Annotated in this window: 13 protein-coding genes and 1 pseudogene; 9 read left to right on the top strand and 5 right to left on the bottom strand. The window is 59.7% G+C overall.

Annotated features, from left to right (window positions below):
* Positions 1-18 precede the first annotated feature (18 nt).
* Positions 19-195 (bottom strand): CsbD family protein, encoded by a 177-nt coding sequence (locus KHP60_RS14385; RefSeq protein ID WP_213565009.1) that lies wholly within the window; start codon positions 193-195, stop codon positions 19-21.
* A 458-nt stretch (positions 196-653) separates the two neighbouring features.
* Between KHP60_RS14385 and KHP60_RS14380 the strand changes: the two genes are divergently transcribed.
* Positions 654-1,343, top strand: coding sequence for a sensor histidine kinase KdpD (locus tag KHP60_RS14380; RefSeq protein WP_213565008.1), 690 nt, complete (start codon positions 654-656; stop codon positions 1,341-1,343).
* An 18-nt stretch (positions 1,344-1,361) separates the two neighbouring features.
* Here the strand turns inward: KHP60_RS14380 and KHP60_RS14375 are convergent, their stop codons facing one another.
* Complete coding sequence (locus tag KHP60_RS14375) at positions 1,362-2,615, bottom strand: glycerate kinase (protein ID WP_213565007.1); 1,254 nt, start codon at positions 2,613-2,615, stop codon at positions 1,362-1,364.
* Positions 2,616-2,834: 219 nt separating this feature from the next.
* Here KHP60_RS14375 and KHP60_RS14370 point away from each other — a divergent pair, with 219 nt between their 5' ends.
* Positions 2,835-3,635 carry an HAD-IIB family hydrolase gene (locus KHP60_RS14370; protein ID WP_213565006.1) on the top strand — a complete coding sequence of 267 codons (801 nt, stop codon included), beginning with the start codon at positions 2,835-2,837 and terminating at the stop codon, positions 3,633-3,635.
* 69 nt (positions 3,636-3,704) lie between these two features.
* Here KHP60_RS14370 and KHP60_RS14365 read toward each other — a convergent pair.
* Positions 3,705-5,283: pseudogene (locus KHP60_RS14365) on the bottom strand (NAD-dependent succinate-semialdehyde dehydrogenase).
* Between the two features lie 360 nt (positions 5,284-5,643).
* Here KHP60_RS14365 and KHP60_RS14360 point away from each other — a divergent pair.
* From KHP60_RS14360 to KHP60_RS14335, 6 genes are all read left to right on the top strand, one after another.
* Positions 5,644-6,807, top strand: coding sequence for an ABC transporter substrate-binding protein (locus KHP60_RS14360; protein WP_249688793.1), 1,164 nt, complete (start codon positions 5,644-5,646; stop codon positions 6,805-6,807).
* A 126-nt stretch (positions 6,808-6,933) separates the two neighbouring features.
* On the top strand, positions 6,934-7,692 hold the full coding sequence (locus KHP60_RS14355; protein WP_213565004.1) for an ABC transporter ATP-binding protein: 759 nt from the start codon (positions 6,934-6,936) through the stop codon (positions 7,690-7,692).
* Positions 7,685-8,392: an ABC transporter ATP-binding protein gene (locus tag KHP60_RS14350; RefSeq protein ID WP_213565003.1), complete on the top strand. Its 708-nt coding sequence runs from the start codon at positions 7,685-7,687 to the stop codon at positions 8,390-8,392. Before KHP60_RS14355 ends, KHP60_RS14350 begins: the two co-directional genes overlap by 8 nt.
* A 6-nt stretch (positions 8,393-8,398) precedes the next feature.
* Entirely contained in the window at positions 8,399-9,286 is an 888-nt protein-coding gene (locus KHP60_RS14345; RefSeq protein WP_213565002.1) for a branched-chain amino acid ABC transporter permease, read from the top strand.
* Positions 9,287-9,290: 4 nt separating this feature from the next.
* Positions 9,291-10,265 carry a branched-chain amino acid ABC transporter permease gene (locus KHP60_RS14340; protein WP_213565001.1) on the top strand — a complete coding sequence of 325 codons (975 nt, stop codon included), beginning with the start codon at positions 9,291-9,293 and terminating at the stop codon, positions 10,263-10,265.
* A gap of 68 nt (positions 10,266-10,333) precedes the next feature.
* The gene (locus tag KHP60_RS14335) at positions 10,334-11,974 is read left to right on the top strand and encodes a GMC family oxidoreductase (protein WP_213565000.1); all 1,641 of its coding nucleotides are present in this window, start codon (positions 10,334-10,336) and stop codon (positions 11,972-11,974) included.
* An 86-nt stretch (positions 11,975-12,060) separates the two neighbouring features.
* Here KHP60_RS14335 and KHP60_RS14330 read toward each other — a convergent pair whose 3' ends face one another.
* Both KHP60_RS14330 and KHP60_RS14325 read right to left on the bottom strand, forming a co-directional pair.
* Positions 12,061-12,882 carry a response regulator transcription factor gene (locus KHP60_RS14330; RefSeq protein ID WP_213564999.1) on the bottom strand — a complete coding sequence of 274 codons (822 nt, stop codon included), beginning with the start codon at positions 12,880-12,882 and terminating at the stop codon, positions 12,061-12,063.
* Between the two features lie 542 nt (positions 12,883-13,424).
* Positions 13,425-14,195, bottom strand: coding sequence for a response regulator transcription factor (locus KHP60_RS14325; RefSeq protein WP_213564998.1), 771 nt, complete (start codon positions 14,193-14,195; stop codon positions 13,425-13,427).
* Positions 14,196-15,186: 991 nt separating this feature from the next.
* On the opposite strand from KHP60_RS14325, the gene KHP60_RS14320 reads away from it, so the two are divergent.
* Positions 15,187-15,669: a lytic transglycosylase domain-containing protein gene (locus KHP60_RS14320; RefSeq protein ID WP_213564997.1), complete on the top strand. Its 483-nt coding sequence runs from the start codon at positions 15,187-15,189 to the stop codon at positions 15,667-15,669.
* Positions 15,670-15,899: the final 230 nt, after the last annotated feature.

Raw genomic sequence — 15,899 nt, 5'->3', positions numbered from 1 at the left:
TGACTTCGTTCAACGAGATCAGGTGCTCTTGCGGAGCGAATCCTTGATCCCACCAATGGTGTTCTGGATTTTGCCTTCGGCTTTATCCATCTTGCCCTCGGTTTCCAGCTTCGAGTCGCCCACGGCCTTGCCGAGGCCTTCCTTCACGCGGCCCTTAATGTTCTTCATGCTGCCTTCGGCGCGATCGTTATCCATGACGTTTCTCCTGAAACAGATGTTCCGACAGGGCAACGCCACTCCGAAGGGTTGGTTTCCGATAAATTTCGATTTGGGACAACACCGGTCAGGAAGGGATGATATGCCTGATCGTCCCTGAAAGTCTTCTTCAGTGGCACTTGCTGTTAGAATTCGGCTGTATGCCACTGCAATCAAAGCGTAAAACTTAATAATACATCTCATTATTCTTAAAATAGTTTTCAGACGAGGACAGACTGCTATCCTTCATTGAATATCGGGTCCGATCGCTCTGCTAGGAATGAGGGATGGACAACGGCTACGGGCGCACTAATTCGGATCAAGTCCGGTTTTGAATGTTATAAAGTAATACAGGCATCGCGTCCGTGCCCGCAGCCACCCGACGTCCTTCGCGCCCAACGCCCAGGGCCTCTCGCCGTGCGAACAGCCGCACCGCGTCGAGGAACCCGACTCACCCATTGGACCGCGTCGCTCTCCTGGCCCATCAGCTCAGAACGCCGCTTTCGGCGATCAATGCCCTGGCTCAAGGCCTGATCCGGCGCGCCGATCAGCTGAGCACGCACGATGTTCGATCAAAGGCGGAGAAGATCTGGCGCGCCAGCCTGCGCCGCGACGAACTCACTGAAACGATCCTGTCCTATACCCGGGCAACCGCCGGCGGGATTGTCCTCAACCCGAGCGAGTTCAGCCTCGATGAGCTCATTCGCCGGGTCTGCAGGGAACAAGGTGGACAGGAGCCGTCCCGCTCAATTCGGCTCCAGACTCGCGGTTTGCCTGCCGTCGTGATCGGCGATCCCATCCTGTTGGAGCAGGCACTCGTCATCGTCCTGTCCAACGCCATGAAATATTCGCCGCCAGACCAGCCGATCGAAATCACAGCCCGCAAGAGAGTCGGCATGATCCGGATTGTCGTCAAGGATCAGGGGATCGGCATCCCGGAACCGGACCTGCCCTTCATCATGCAACCGTTTTTCCGTGGCCAGAACGCAAAGAAGCTGCCCGGAACAGGATTGGGCCTAAGCCTCGCCTGGTACATTCTCAAGCTTCACGGCGGGGACTTGGAGATCGAGAGTCACGAAGGCCGTGGAACGAAGGTCACGCTGATCGCGCCGGAAACGAACACGGCCGGTCTCAGCTATTCCATCTGAGCCGGCAATCCGCTTCGCTCATGGACGAATGAGGATGCACCGGAAATCGTTCACATTCGTCAAGGTCGGACCTGTCATGACGAGCCTGTCGAGCTGCGCGAAGGCCGTATAGGCATCGTTCGTGTCCAGATGAGAGGCCAGATCGATCCCTTTCGCGCGAGCACTCTCGAACAGGCTACCATCGAACCAGGCGCCCGCATTGTCCTCGGAACCGTCGATGCCGTCGGTATCACAGGCGATGGCCGAGATCCTGTTCTCATCCTTCAAGGCTAAGGCCAGAGACAACAGGAACTCGGCGTTGCGACCACCCCGTCCCCGCCCGCGAACCGTTACCGTCGTCTCGCCGCCGGACAGCAGAACGCATGGCGCCTTGGCTGGCTCGCCATGCATCAGGGCAGAACGTGCGATGCCGGCCATGACACGCCCGACCTCCCGCGCCTCTCCTTCGAGCGCGTCGCCGAGCACGAGAGGCGTCAGCCCCAGCTCACGGGCTTTGGCGGCAGCGGCATCAAGGGCCATCTTGGGCGTCGACAGCATATGCACCACGCCGCCAGTGACAGGCTCGGTGACGGCGTTCGACCGGATGGTCTGCACGACATGGTCAGGCACCTCGATGCCGTACTTGCGCAGGATACCAAGGGCAACGTCAGGATCGACCCGCTCGGGGATTGTCGGGCCGGATCCGATGCTGCCGGGATAGTCACCCGGGACATCCGAAATCAGGTAGGTGACAAGCTGCGCCCTGCCGACAGCTCCTGCAAGCCTGCCCCCCTTGATGGCGGAGAGCGACTTGCGGACCAGGTTCATCTCCCCGATGGGGGCGCCCGATTTGAGCAGGGCGCGGTTCAGATTCTGCTTATCTACCAGGGTGACACCCTCGGCCGGAAGTGACAGGAGCGCCGAGGCCCCACCGGACATGAGACACACGACGAGGTCGTCGGGACCGGCCTCCTGAGCCAGAGCCAGGATCCTCCCGGCCGCCTGTACCCCGGCCTCATCGGGAACCGGATGCGCAGCCTCGACGATCTCGATGGCTTTTGTCGGCACCGCGTGTCCATATCGCGTGACCACGAGCCCCTCGCAGGTTCCTCCCACGTGGCCCCACGCCTCCTCGAAAGCCGCCGCCATGCGGGCCGAGGCCTTGCCGGCACCCAGAACAATCGTCCGCCCTGCGGGCTTGGGCGGCAAGCGGCCGTCGAACTGGCCATCCGGAAGCGCCGCCTTCAGGGCGGCATCGAACAGGACGTAGAGGATTTCGGCATCGTTTGGCATGGCGTCACTTTACGTCAGAAATCCCATGCGTGAAGCCTCCGGCAGCAGATTGCACACAGAACGGCGTGCCTGCTCATCAAAGACCATGGAACCCGTCGCGGGATCATGCTTAAAGACCGGCCGTTAGCCGTCTCACAATCCTTTCGATCCACTCGAGGGCCCCCTGCCGATGTCCCACTTCATCCAGCCTCCCTGCCGCCGCCCTTCAAGGAGCAGGGCATGAAGCCACTGTCCCAGATGCCCCTGGAAACGGCGCGCTCCGTTCGCGTGGTGCTGACCGATATCGATGACACGATCACCACGGAAGGAATGCTGACGGCCGCCGCCTACGGCGCACTCGAACGGCTGCATCGCGCAGGCTTCCTCGTCATCCCCGTGACCGGGAGGCCTGCGGGATGGTGCGATCACATTGCCCGCATGTGGCCGGTGGATGCGGTGGTGGGAGAAAACGGTGCCTTCTATTTCCGCTACGATCGCGAGCGCAAGACGATGGAGCAGCGCTTCTGGGCAAGCCCGGAGGAGCTCAAGCGGAATCGTGCCAAGCTCAATGCCATCGAGACGGAAGTGCTCACAAGCGTTCCCGGCTCGGGCCTCGCCAGCGATCAGGCTTACCGCATGGCGGATCTCGCCATCGACTTCTGCGAGGACGTGCCCGCCTTGCCGGAAGCGGAGGTGGACCGGATCGTTTCCATCTTCGAGCGTGCAGGCGCACAGGCCAAGGTCAGCTCCATTCATGTGAACGGCTGGTTCGGCGACTACAACAAGCTGAGCATGGCCAAGACCCTGCTGTCCGACGTGTTCGGCATGGATTGGGAACAGGCGAGAAAGACCGTGATCTATGCCGGCGACTCGCCGAACGACGAGCCCATGTTCGCAGCCTTTCCCTTGAGCGTCGGCGTCGCCAACATCCAGGCCTTCGCCCATCGCCTGACCAGCACGCCTGCCTATCTTGCGAATGGCCACTCCGGAGAGGGCTTCGTGGAACTGGCCGATCTGCTGCTCAGGGCGAGAAGCGCGTAGGAATCCGGCAAACGTCGCCACCTCTCATCCACAAAAGAAGAAGCCCGGACTTGCCGGGCTTCTTCATGCTTACATCCCTGCCAAGCAGATGTATTTGATTTCGAGGAAGCCCTCGATGCCGTATTTCGAGCCCTCGCGGCCCAGACCCGACTGCTTGACGCCTCCGAACGGCGCCATCTCGTTGGCGAGCGCGGGCGTGTTCACCCCCACCATGCCGCTCTCCAGCGCCTCCGCCACCCGCCAGACGCGCGCCATGTCCTTGGCATAGAAGTACGACGCTAGGCCGAATTCCGAGTCGTTGGCCATCGCGATCACCTCCGCCTCGTCCTTGAACGTGATGATCGGAGCAAGCGGCGCGAACGTCTCCTCCTTCGTCACCTTCATGGCCTGCGTCACGCCCGTCATCACGGTGGGCTCGAAGAAGGTGCTGCCGAGATCCGAGCGTTTGCCACCCACCAGCAGCTTGCCGCCCTTGTCGAGCACGTCGGCTACGTGTTCCTCCATCTTGGCCACGGCGCGATCGTCGATCAGCGGCCCCATGGTCACGCCGGCTTCCGTGCCCCGGCCGAGCTTGAGGCTCTTGGCCTTGGCGGCCAGCTTCTCCGCAAAGGCCTCGGCCACGCTCTCCTGCACATAAATCCGGTTGGCGCAGACGCAGGTCTGGCCGGCATTGCGGAACTTCGACGCCATCGCACCCTCCACCGCGGCATCGAGATCGGCATCGTCGAACACAATGAAGGGGGCATTGCCGCCCAGTTCCAGCGATAGGCGCTTGATGCTGTCGCCGGCCTCCTTCATCAGCCAGNTCGGCATCGTCGAACACAATGAAGGGGGCATTGCCGCCCAGTTCCAGCGATAGGCGCTTGATGCTGTCGCCGGCCTCCTTCATCAGCCAGCGGCCGACCCCGGTCGAGCCGGTGAAGGTGATCTTGGCCACCTTCGGGTTGTGGCAGAACTCCTCGCCGATCGGCTTGGCCTCGCCGGTGACCACGGAGAACGCGCCCTTCGGCACCCCGGCCCGCTCGGCCAGGACGGCCAGCGCCAAGGCGGAAAGCGGGGTCTGAGCGGCGGGCTTGAGCACCATGGTGCAGCCGGCCGCCAGCGCCGGGCCGACTTTGCGGGTGATCATGCCATTGGGAAAGTTCCAGGGCGTGATCGCCGCGCACACCCCCACCGGCTGCTTGAGCACCACAATGCGCTGGGACGGGTTGGCGCCGGGAATGACGTCGCCGTCGATGCGCTTGGCTTCCTCGGCGAACCACTCGATGTAGGCGGCGTTCGAGATCACCTCGCCCTTGGCCTCGGTCAGCGGCTTGCCCTGCTCGGTGGTGAGGATCAGGGCCAGATCGTCGGCATTGGCGATGATGAGGTCGTACCATTTCCTCAGGACGGCGCTGCGCTCCTTGGCCGTTCGCTTGGCCCAGTCCTTCTGCACCTCATGAGCCTTGTCGATGGCGCGGCGGGCGGCGTCGGGACCGAGGTCGGGCACCTCCAGGATGAGCGCCCCGTCATAAGGATCAGTGACGGGAATGGTCTTCCCGTCCGGCGCATCGATCCACTCGCCGGCCACATAGGCCTGCCCCACCAGCAGCGACGGGTCCTTCAGCTCAACAACGCGGCGATCCACAGGCTTTGCATGCACGGTCATCTCAGGACTCCAATCGAAAAAATGGGAGAATGAAAGCTGAGCGAGATATAGGTGCTGCCCCGACCTCTGTGAACCGCTGGAGATGCGGATCAGGGTTGCCGGCAGGTGGCCACGGTTTCGGAGGCCGCCGCCTCATGCCTCAAAATGAGGCAGAAGCTTGAAGCTTAAAGATATGTGCGACTTAAGGATGACCCCCTCTCGCATTGCACAAGACGCCAGTGTCTGTACCTTTCTGGCCATCGCCGGGCGTACCCTCACGCCGCGGCTTGAACAATGGCTGGATCAACCGGCTTCGGAACGAAGGGAAGGAAATCGATGCGAGTTCTCAATAAAATCCTGTTTGCCCTCAGCTGCACCGTCATGGCGCAGTCGGCCTATGCACAGCAGGCCTCGGACGGCGTGGTCAAGATCGGCATCCTGAACGATCAATCCGGCGTTTATGCGGATTTCGGCGGCAAATCCTCTGTCGAAGCCGCTCGCATGGCGGTGCAGGATTTCGGCGGCAAGGTTCTCGGCGTACCTGTCGAGATTGTGAGCGCGGACCACCAGAACAAGCCGGACGTTGCGGCCAGCATCGCCCGGCAATGGTATGACACGGAAAAGGTCGATTCCATCATGGAGCTGACCACTTCGTCCGTCGCCCTCGCGGTCCAAGGCTTGTCCAAGGACAAGAAGAAAATCACGATGACGACCGGTGCGGCGACGACCGATCTCACCGGCAAGCAATGCACGCCTTACGGCTTCCATTGGGCCTACGATACCCATGCTCTCGCGGTCGGCACCGGTGGCGCATTGGTGGAAAACGGCGGCAACAAATGGTTCTTCCTCACCGCTGACTACGCCTTCGGCTACTCCCTCGAGGAGCAGACCTCGAAATTCGTGAAATCGAAGGGCGGCCAGGTTCTCGGGGCCGTTCGTCACCCGCTGGCGGCCACCGACTATTCGTCCTTCCTGCTGCAGGCGCAGAGCTCCGGTGCCAACGTGATCGGCATGGCCAATGCCGGCCTCGATACCGCCAACGCCATCAAGCAGGCTGCGGAATTCGGTATCACCCAGGGCGGCACGCGTCTGGCAGCCCTGCTCTTTACCCTCGCGGAAGTGAAGGGCCTCGGCCTCAAAGCGGCACAGGGCCTGACGCTCACCGAAGGCTGGTACTGGGACCAGAGTGACGAGAATCGCGCCTTCGCGAAAAAATTCCAGGAGAAGACCGGCCGTATGCCGAACATGATCCATATGGGCACCTACTCCTCCGTGTTGCAGTACCTGAAGGCTGTCCAGAAGGCCGGCACGGATGCGACCGAGCCGGTCGCCAAGCTCCTGCACGAGATGCCGGTCGAGGACGTCTTCGCCAAGAAGGGCAAGGTGCTGCCCAACGGCCGCATGGTCTACGACATGTATCTCTTCCAGGTGAAGAAGCCCGAAGAGAGCAAGAGCGAGTGGGACATGTACAAGCAGCTCGCCAAGGTTCCGGGCGATCAGGCTTATCTGTCGGTTGCCGACAGCGGCTGTCAGGTCACGCAGTAATCTTCAAACTAGAGGCGGGGCGGCACAAGCCTCCTCACCTTCTTCATCATCTGACAACGGCTGGTATCGAGCCTTGCGCCCGAACCAGCCGTTGCCTCCTCACCAAGAGAGTGTCGGCCGGTTCATATGGTCAGTACGCAACCTATCTTGAGCGCCACCGGGCTCACCATGGAGTTTCGCGGCTTCCTGGCCGTGAAGGACGTGACGCTTTCCGTCAACGAGGGCACGATCCATGCCCTGATCGGCCCGAACGGCGCCGGCAAGACGACCGTCTTCAACCTGCTCACGAAGTTCCTCACGCCGACCCGCGGGCAGATCACCTTCAAAGGCTCGGACATCACGGGCCTGAAGCCTGCCGAGGTCGCCCGCCTCGGGCTTGTCCGATCCTTCCAGATTTCGGCGGTGTTCCCGCACCTGACCGTGCTCGACAATGTGCGCGTGGCGCTGCAGCGTCCGTCCGGACTCGCAACGCAGTTCTGGCGCTCGTCCAGCAGTCTGTCGGCGCTCGATGAACGAGCCCTGGAACTGATCGACGCCGTCAATCTCTCGGCCTATGCCGATCTGGCCGCCACCGAATTGTCCTATGGCCGCAAGAGAGCCCTGGAGATCGCCACCACGCTGGCGCTCGACCCGGCCATGCTGCTTCTCGACGAGCCCATGGCCGGCATGGGCCACGAGGATATCGGCCGCATCTCCGATCTGATCCGGCGCATCGCCCGCAACCGCACCGTGCTGATGGTCGAGCACAACCTGAACGTCGTTTCCGATCTTTGCGACCGGGTCACCGTTCTGGCGCGCGGCGAGATACTCTCCGACGGATCATACGACAAGGTCAGCCAGGATCCACGCGTGCGTGAAGCTTACATGGGAACCGAGCATGAGTAGCGCTCCCCTTCTCGAAGTCCGCGGGCTCAATGCCTGGTACGGCGAAAGCCATGTCCTTCATGGTGTCGACCTCGATATCCGCGAGGGCGAAACAGTCACCCTGCTCGGCCGCAACGGTGCGGGCAAGACGACCACCTTGCGCGCGATCATGGGCATCCTGCGCCGCCGTGAGGGCGTCATCCGCCTGCGCGGCCAGGATCTCCTGAGGCTGCCGCTCCACAAAGTCGCCCAGGCTGGGATCGGCTACGTGCCCGAAGAGCGCGGCATCTTCGCGAGCTTGAACGTCTCCGAGAACCTGATGCTGCCGCCGACGGTCTCGGAAGGCGGCATGAGCGTGGAGGAGATCTACAACCTCTTCCCCAATCTTCATGAACGCCGTTCGAGCCAAGGCACGAAGCTCTCGGGCGGCGAGCAGCAGATGCTCGCCATCGCCCGCGTGCTGCGCACGGGTGCGCGCATCATCCTTCTCGACGAGCCGACGGAAGGCTTGGCGCCTGTGATCGTACAGCGCATCGGTGATGTACTGGTCGCCTTGAAGAAGCGTGGCATGACCATCCTGCTCGTGGAACAGAACTTCCGCTTCGCGAAGAAAGTGGCCGACCGCTTCTACCTCATGGAGGATGGGCGTATGGTGAACTCGTTCCCTGGGCATGAACTCGATGCGCGCATGGACGAACTCCACGAAGTTCTTGGAGTGTAGAGCATCATGAGTACGATTTTCGGCATTCCCACCCCGGCTCTCTTTGGCCAAGTCCTCATCGGCCTGATCAACGGCTCGTTCTATGCCATGCTGAGCCTCGGCCTTGCCGTGATCTTCGGCCTATTGCGGGTCATCAACTTCGCCCATGGCGCTCAATATATGCTGGGCGCCTTCGCCGCTTACCTGCTCCTGAACTACTTGGGCATCGGCTATTGGCCTGCGCTCATCCTGGCACCTCTGATCGTCGGCGCTATCGCAGTCGTAATCGAGAGAACGATGCTGAGCCGCCTCTACGGCGTCGACCCGCTCTACGGCCTTCTCCTGACCTTCGGCCTCGCCCTTATTCTGGAGGGCGCCTTCCGCCACTGGTTCGGCGCGGCCGGACAGCCTTATGCCGCCCCGCCGCAGCTGACCGGTGCCGTCAATCTGGGCTTCATGTTCATGCCCATCTACCGCGGCTGGGTGGTCATCGCCTCCCTGGTCATCTGCCTCGGCACCTGGCTCCTCATCGAGAAGACCCGGCTCGGCGCCTATCTCCGGGCAGCGACGGAAAATGCTACGCTCGTACAGGCCTTCGGCGTGAACGTTCCGTTGCTTCTGACCCTCACCTATGGCTTGGGTGCGGCGCTCGCTGCGCTGGCGGGTGTGTTGGCGGCCCCGATCTATCAGGTGAGCCCGCTGATGGGTACGAACCTCATCATCATCGTTTTCGCCGTCGTGGTCGTCGGCGGCATGGGCTCCATCCTGGGCGCCATCGTGACCGGCTATGTGCTCGGCATTCTCGAAGGGCTGACGAAGGTTTTCTACCCGGAAGCCTCAAGTATTGTTATCTTTGTGATCATGGCCATCGTTCTGCTCGTCAGGCCGGCGGGTCTCTTCGGGCGGGAGGAGTAATATCATGGCTGTTGGGACCCAATATCTTGCGGAACAGCCCAAGCTGCGCACCACCTCCATGGTGCTGGGCGCAGCCGCCATCGCGGGGATGCTCGCGGCTCCGTTCTTCTTCTATCCCGTCATGCTGATGAGCGTGCTGTGCTTCGCGCTCTTCGCCTGCGCGTTCAACCTGCTCATCGGCTATGTTGGTCTTCTCTCCTTTGGCCATGCGGCCTTCTTTGGTGGCGCTGCCTATGTCACCGCTCATGCCGCCAAGGTCTGGGGCTTGGAGCCTTTGACCAGTATCCTACTGGGCGCGGCAGGTGCCGCTGTCATGGGCCTCATCATCGGGTTCGTGGCGATCCGACGCCAGGGCATCTATTTCGCCATGATCACCCTGGCGCTGTCGCAGATGTTCGCATTCATCTGCCTGCAGGTACCCTTCACCCATGGTGAGGACGGCATCCAGGGCGTGCCGCGCGGCTATCTGCTCGGTTTGATCGACCTGAACCAGCCTCTGACCATGTACTACGTCACGCTGGCGATCTTCCTATTCGGCTTCTTCGCCATCTGGCGCATCGTGAACTCGCCGTTCGGCAACATCCTCAAGGCGATCCGGGAGAACGAGAGGCGCGCGGTCTCGCTCGGCTATCGGGTGGATCGCTACAAGCTCGGCGCCTTCGTCATGTCGGCCGCGCTGGCGGGACTGGCAGGTGGCACCAAAGCCATCGTGTTCCAGTTCGCGACGCTCACGGACGTGCAGTGGCAGATGTCCGGCGAAGTCATTCTCATGACCCTGCTCGGGGGCATCGGCACGATGATCGGTCCTATCGTCGGCGCTGGTCTTGTGATCGCCCTGCAGAATTATCTGGCTGCGTCCAATTTCCCTGTGACGGTGCTGATCGGAATCATCTTCGTGATCTGCGTATTGCTGTTCCGCCGCGGAATCGTGGGAGAAATCCTGGAGCTGATGAGGCGCAAGACCAAAGGCGTCTCCTAACGCACGAACGTTAGAAACCCTGCCGGCGTTCATGTGGTGAACGCCGGCTCATTTCATTGAGCCGTACCATGTCAGGCAGCGATACATTCGATTATGTGATTGTCGGTGCAGGTTCCGCCGGTTGCGTCCTGGCAAACCGCCTGTCCAAGGGCCCGAGGAACTCGGTCTGCATCCTCGAAGCTGGCGGCAAGGACAACTGGATCTGGTTTCACATCCCAGTCGGCTATCTCTTCGCCATCGGCAATCCCCGGGCCGACTGGATGTTCAAGACCGAAGCGGAGGCTGGCCTGAACGGCCGCATCCTGAACTATCCGCGAGGCAAGGTCCTGGGCGGCTGCTCGGCCATCAACGCCATGGTCTACATGCGCGGCCAGCGCGAGGATTACGACAACTGGCGCCAGATGGGCCTTACCGGCTGGGGGTGGGATGATGTGAAGCCGATCTTCCGTCGGCATCTCGATCACTACCTCGGAGCCGGCGAGCATCATGGCGTGGGCGGCGAATGGCGCGTCGAGGCCCCTCGTACCCGCTGGGACGTCCTGGACACCTTCATCGAAGCCGCGGTCGAGGCCGGCATTCCCCGCGTCAGCGATTTCAATACGGGCAGCAACGAGGGCATCTCGTATTTTCACGTCAATCAGAAGAGCGGCCGGCGCTGGTCCGCAGCGCGCGGCTTCCTCAAGCCGGCTCTGTCCCGTCCCAATCTGAAGGTTGAAACCAACGCCCATGCCACGCGCATCCTTTTCGAGGGCAAGCGCGCAATCGGCGTCGAAATTCTGCAGAACGGTACCTCGAGGCGTATTCTGGCGCGGAAGGAGGTGGTGCTTTCCGCTGGCGCCATCGCCTCCCCGCAGCTCCTGCAATTGTCGGGGATCGGGGACGGTGAGTTCCTCCAGCAGCACGGAATCGAGGTGTTTCACCACCTGCCAGGTGTCGGTGAGAACCTGCAGGACCATCTGCAACTGCGGCCGATCTACAAGGTGCACGGGGTGCGAACGCTCAACGAGGACTATCGGTCCTTGTTCAAAAAGGGACAGATGGCGCTTGAGTATGCCCTCTTCCGCAAAGGGCCGCTTACGATGGCGCCTTCGCAGTTGGGAGCATTTACACGCTCGTCTCCTGAGTATGCGACACCGAATCTCCAGTTTCACATCCAGCCCCTGTCGCTGGACAAATTCGGCGACGACCCGCATCCGTTTCCTGCCTTCACGGCGAGCGTCTGCAACCTGCGGCCGACCAGCCGGGGTAGCGTCAGGATCCGCAGCGCCCAATCGGGCGATGCGCCCTTCATCCGGCCGAATTATCTGTCGACTTTGGAAGATCAGAGAGTGGCCGTGGACGCGCTGCGCCTGGTCAGGCACATCGTCTCGATGCCGGCCCTTCAGAAATACCGCCCCGAGGAGTACAAGCCCGGAGCCCAACTGACGGCCGATGACGAGCTTCTGAATGGCGCACGGGATATCGGGACCACGATCTTCCATCCCGTCGGGACCGCCAAGATGGGAACCGACAGCGATCCAATGGCAGTCACAGACGCACGCTTGCGTGTCCGTGGGATCGAGGGCCTGCGCGTCATCGACGCTTCCATCATGCCTACTATTACGAGCGGAAACACGAATTCGCCGACGCTGATGATTGCCGAAAGGGGAGCTGCGATGATCCTGGAGGACCAGACGCAGATCTCTATGCCTGCTCTGCGCTCGGTTTGAGCTATTCGGAGTATCTTTACACGCTTCACAACGAGCAATGGGGGCTAGTGGCCCCTATTGGTGAAAAGCGGTTTAAGCCCACACGCTCAGCTGGCAGGCGCGCCGCGGTTGGACGGCAGATGGCTTGCAGCCCAGATTGCAGCCTGGGTCCGATTCTTTGCCTGGATCTTGCGCAGGATCGCCTTGACGTGAACCTTGACGGTAGCTTCCGTGATGTCGAACTTTCGAGCGATGATCTTATTCGAGTCGCCATCCATGAGGCAGCGAAGAATGACTGTCTCGCGGACCGAAAGACCTTTCGCCGGAGAGCTCATCTCATGATGCTCTTCCGGAGCCGGCGCTTCATTCGCATGATTGGTCCGGTCTTCCCGCTCCCGCAGCAGATCAAGGATTGCACTAGGGAAGATAGCTTCTCCCAGCATCACGAGATCCAGCGACTTCACGAGTACCTCGTGCGAGATCGACTTTTTGAGGTACGCATCCGCGCCAGCCTGAAAGGCTGCAACCACCTGCTTAAGGTCGTACTCTTCGATCAGCATGACCACTTTGGCACTCGGATTGCTCTCTTTCAGCATCCGAGCCTGACGACAGGTTTCATCGTGATCGCGACTTGCATCAATGATGAGAACAATAGCACTGCTGTCGATTCCCGGCACCACCCCCATCTCATCGAGGCTCGCAGCTGCTGCGGAAGGTGAATAAGCTGTTTCGGCCAGAATTCTGCGTAGGCCTTCCCTCAACAGGGCGTTCGGCTCGATGAGGAGCGTCTTGATGGAGCGAGCAGCGGCATGCTCTGTCGAAGACGGCTCAACCGAACGGGCCAGCTCCATGTATCTTGAATACGCAACATCCTTGGCCGAAGAGGCGCCTGGATGAGGGAGACTATCAAGATCGTAGGTGTTCCGCATCGCAGATGCCTTTCTGGTCTTGATTCGGTAAGGAAACGATAAAATACTCCAAAGATCTTTAGCTTATAATCTCATCTGAGACAATCATTACCCATTCAAATCCTTTTAACAATCTTTAATCAAAAGGTATTTCTATGATATAAAGTAGCAACTACATAGTCATCTTGCTGCCCTTTGCAAATAGTCAAATATGTGGATAGGCAACGCCCTGTGCATCAACGGTATCTCTCAAAACCATTCATCCCGAGGGAAGCAGATTGAAAGATCGTTGAGCAGCTATTTCTTTTTACTCATGCAAATCAGAAGCAGACGAGGGACAGGAATAAATCGACGGCCTGCCCGAGCGGACTGATTAGATGCGGAAATTCGGTGAGCTTTCTAGCTTCAGACGGCGTGTCCTGCACGACCGGAGAATTCAAGGACGTACCTCAATTGAACGCCCTGTGCCCTCTATCATCCGCGCTCTACAGGGCACAGAGGAACGCGAGATCACGCCATTCGGGCGAAGCCGCACCATTGAACGCCGGCAGCAACGAAGCGCGTCAGCGAAGTCCTTGCGTGGCCGATCTTTCGCCCGACTGGATCCAAGACGTATCTGCAGAATTTGAGGACAGATGGTTCACGGCCCACATAGCAGCCTGCGTCCGGTTCGCAACACGGATCTTGCGGAGAATAGCCTTGATATGAACTTTCACAGTTGCTTCGGCGACATCCAGTTTGCGTGCGATAACCTTGTTCGGGGCCCCTTGCATCAGGCATTGCAGAATCTCTGCCTCTCTGCTCGACAAAGTCCGAATAGGAGAGTCGTGACCTTCCGATGGATGAGCAACCTGCAGCGAGGATACCTTGCTGGCAGGTGCCTCCTTTAAGAGATCCAACTCGTCCACGTTGGTCGAAATTGCCGCCAGGAAGGCTGCAGACGGGAAGACGACTTCGCCAAGCATCACGAGGTCTAGATATTTGATCAGAGCCTCACATCCTGTTGTCGCAAGGCAATATCCGTCTGCTCCAGATTGGAAGGCAGCTTTCATGCCATCGAGGTTGAAGCTGTCAGACAGCACGACAACACGGGCTTGCGCATGTTGCTGCTTCAACGACCAAACTCCCTCAGCCAGTCCGGATGGATAAAGATTCGCATCAAGGATGAAGAGAAGAGAGCCTTCATGATCCGCCTGATCGAGTGTGATCTCCCCGCGCGTCAAGTTTTCCGGGTGCAATCGGAACCGGGTGCTTGAGAGGATATGCCTCAAGCCCTCGCGCAGCATCGAATTCTTGCAGCCTAAGATCGTGGTGACTGGCAGAAGGTGTGACATGCGAGGGAGCCTTTCCGCAGAGGTTACCTCGAATTGTACAAATTAACGGTTTGTTATCCATCCTTAATAAAGGGGTATCTAATTATGCTTAGGAGGTAGAAATTCATGCCTCACAAAGGATAGCCCATCTTCAGCGCACATTGGCGCAAGCAATCGGAGCAATCACTATAGACTCATAGAAACTAAGTTACACAGCTCTTCAGCAAGCATAGCCGCCGATACCTGATCGGAATCAAGCTGAACCGTTCCAAACCTTGCTTCGCTCGCAGTTGAATATCTGCCTCGCCGATGCTCCTGCGGCACGCTCTATCATGGCGATCATACGTCGCGCATTGCTGCAACGCGCATATCTCTGCGACAACCGATTTCCTGGATACGCGAGCGCCGATGCCGTGACCGGCATAACGAAAGCTCTTGCCCCACCCACAAAGAAGACTCCGAACTTGCCTCTCCTACACATCGAATATGAGCGCTGCCATGTATCCTGGAATGCAGACACAGCTGCTTAAATCTCACTTCCTGGCAGTTCCTTCGGCCGTCCTCAGCCAAGTCTGTGGCGCACGTATATTCACGTCCGTGCCGAAGCCGAGGGTCATGGCAAGGCTGAGGTCGTACAAAATACTTCAAGCGATAGATTCGGGACGCCAATCATACGGTGATCTCATCACCTGCTTTCGCGAAAGTGGCTGACGCGAGTAAGTCAGCAATAGTGACCTTCCAAAGCTCCCCGGGAATCGTGAGCGTCTTGAGCTTCAACGACATCGAAATAGGATTGCCACCCTACCTCTTTGGAGGAGACGACAGGGATGACGCAGAAGGGCAGTGTGATCAAAGCATCTGCCGAACAGCTAAACGTCCGAAGCGGATTACAACGGACGACGACCAAGCGATATAACTTGGATTTGCCCTGCCTCGCGAAACTCTTACGGTCAAGCTGACGTCCAATTGCCACGATTGGTCATGACAAATCTCCTCAAACAAGGGGACCTTCATGATTTCTCGTCTTGCTCTCGCGTGTGTGGCGATCGCGTGCACGCTGCCTGCAACGGCATCCGAGCGCGCCCAAATCGATGCGCTTGTTTCCCAACACGCGAAGGTGCACGGTGTCCCTGAGACACTGGTGCATCGGATTATCAGGCGTGAAAGCGGCTATAATCCACGCGCCTCCAGCAGAGGCAACCTCGGCCTCATGCAGATCCGCTATGCCACTGCGCGTGGCATGGGCTACAGAGGAACGGTCTCCGGGCTGCTCGATGCCAACACCAATCTGACTTATGCAGTCCCCTATCTGGCGAACGCATACAGGGTCGCAGGCGGAAATCCGGATCGCGCTGTCGCGCTATACGCCGGGGGCTACTATTACGAAGCCAAACGAAAAGGCCTGTTGCACGCTCTCAGAACAGGGGTTAGCGATCCTGTAGCAACCGGTTCAATCTCTGCCTCCACGGGCTTTGCATCCGCCAATGCGCGCTAACGAGTCCACGTAACCGGGGCTGTCCTGAACCGTCCTAAGAATCCGTCGTACAGCCTCTTCATCTCTGCGCGATGGAGATGGAATGGACAATGTGAGACCGGATCAGGCACATCCCGTGCTGATGCCGGATGCTGCTGGGGCTTCGAAGCTGCCAATGTCGATGACAGCCATATAACCCATACCGTGGAAGGTACTCCTGCCAAGCCCGAGCGCCCGCCGACGCGCCGCGT

Origin of the sequence: Microvirga sp. 3-52, from assembly GCF_018383585.1 — a bacterium.
GTDB lineage: Bacteria > Pseudomonadota > Alphaproteobacteria > Rhizobiales > Beijerinckiaceae > Microvirga.
Note: the sequence above shows the minus strand (reverse complement) of the source record. Positions and strands in the feature narration are given on the sequence as shown.

What these genes read in the sequence shown, in the direction of transcription:
- KHP60_RS14385 (WP_213565009.1), bottom strand. Translation starts at nt 195, where the DNA reads ATGGATAACGATCGCGCCGAAGGCAGCATGAAGAACATTAAGGGCCGC.
- KHP60_RS14375 (WP_213565007.1), bottom strand. Translation starts at nt 2,615, where the DNA reads ATGCCAAACGATGCCGAAATCCTCTACGTCCTGTTCGATGCCGCCCTG.
- KHP60_RS14370 (WP_213565006.1), top strand. Translation starts at nt 2,835, where the DNA reads ATGAAGCCACTGTCCCAGATGCCCCTGGAAACGGCGCGCTCCGTTCGC.
- KHP60_RS14360 (WP_249688793.1), top strand. Translation starts at nt 5,644, where the DNA reads ATGGCGCAGTCGGCCTATGCACAGCAGGCCTCGGACGGCGTGGTCAAG.
- KHP60_RS14355 (WP_213565004.1), top strand. Translation starts at nt 6,934, where the DNA reads ATGGTCAGTACGCAACCTATCTTGAGCGCCACCGGGCTCACCATGGAG.
- KHP60_RS14350 (WP_213565003.1), top strand. Translation starts at nt 7,685, where the DNA reads ATGAGTAGCGCTCCCCTTCTCGAAGTCCGCGGGCTCAATGCCTGGTAC.
- KHP60_RS14345 (WP_213565002.1), top strand. Translation starts at nt 8,399, where the DNA reads ATGAGTACGATTTTCGGCATTCCCACCCCGGCTCTCTTTGGCCAAGTC.
- KHP60_RS14340 (WP_213565001.1), top strand. Translation starts at nt 9,291, where the DNA reads ATGGCTGTTGGGACCCAATATCTTGCGGAACAGCCCAAGCTGCGCACC.
- KHP60_RS14335 (WP_213565000.1), top strand. Translation starts at nt 10,334, where the DNA reads ATGTCAGGCAGCGATACATTCGATTATGTGATTGTCGGTGCAGGTTCC.
- KHP60_RS14330 (WP_213564999.1), bottom strand. Translation starts at nt 12,882, where the DNA reads ATGCGGAACACCTACGATCTTGATAGTCTCCCTCATCCAGGCGCCTCT.
- KHP60_RS14325 (WP_213564998.1), bottom strand. Translation starts at nt 14,195, where the DNA reads ATGTCACACCTTCTGCCAGTCACCACGATCTTAGGCTGCAAGAATTCG.
- KHP60_RS14320 (WP_213564997.1), top strand. Translation starts at nt 15,187, where the DNA reads ATGATTTCTCGTCTTGCTCTCGCGTGTGTGGCGATCGCGTGCACGCTG.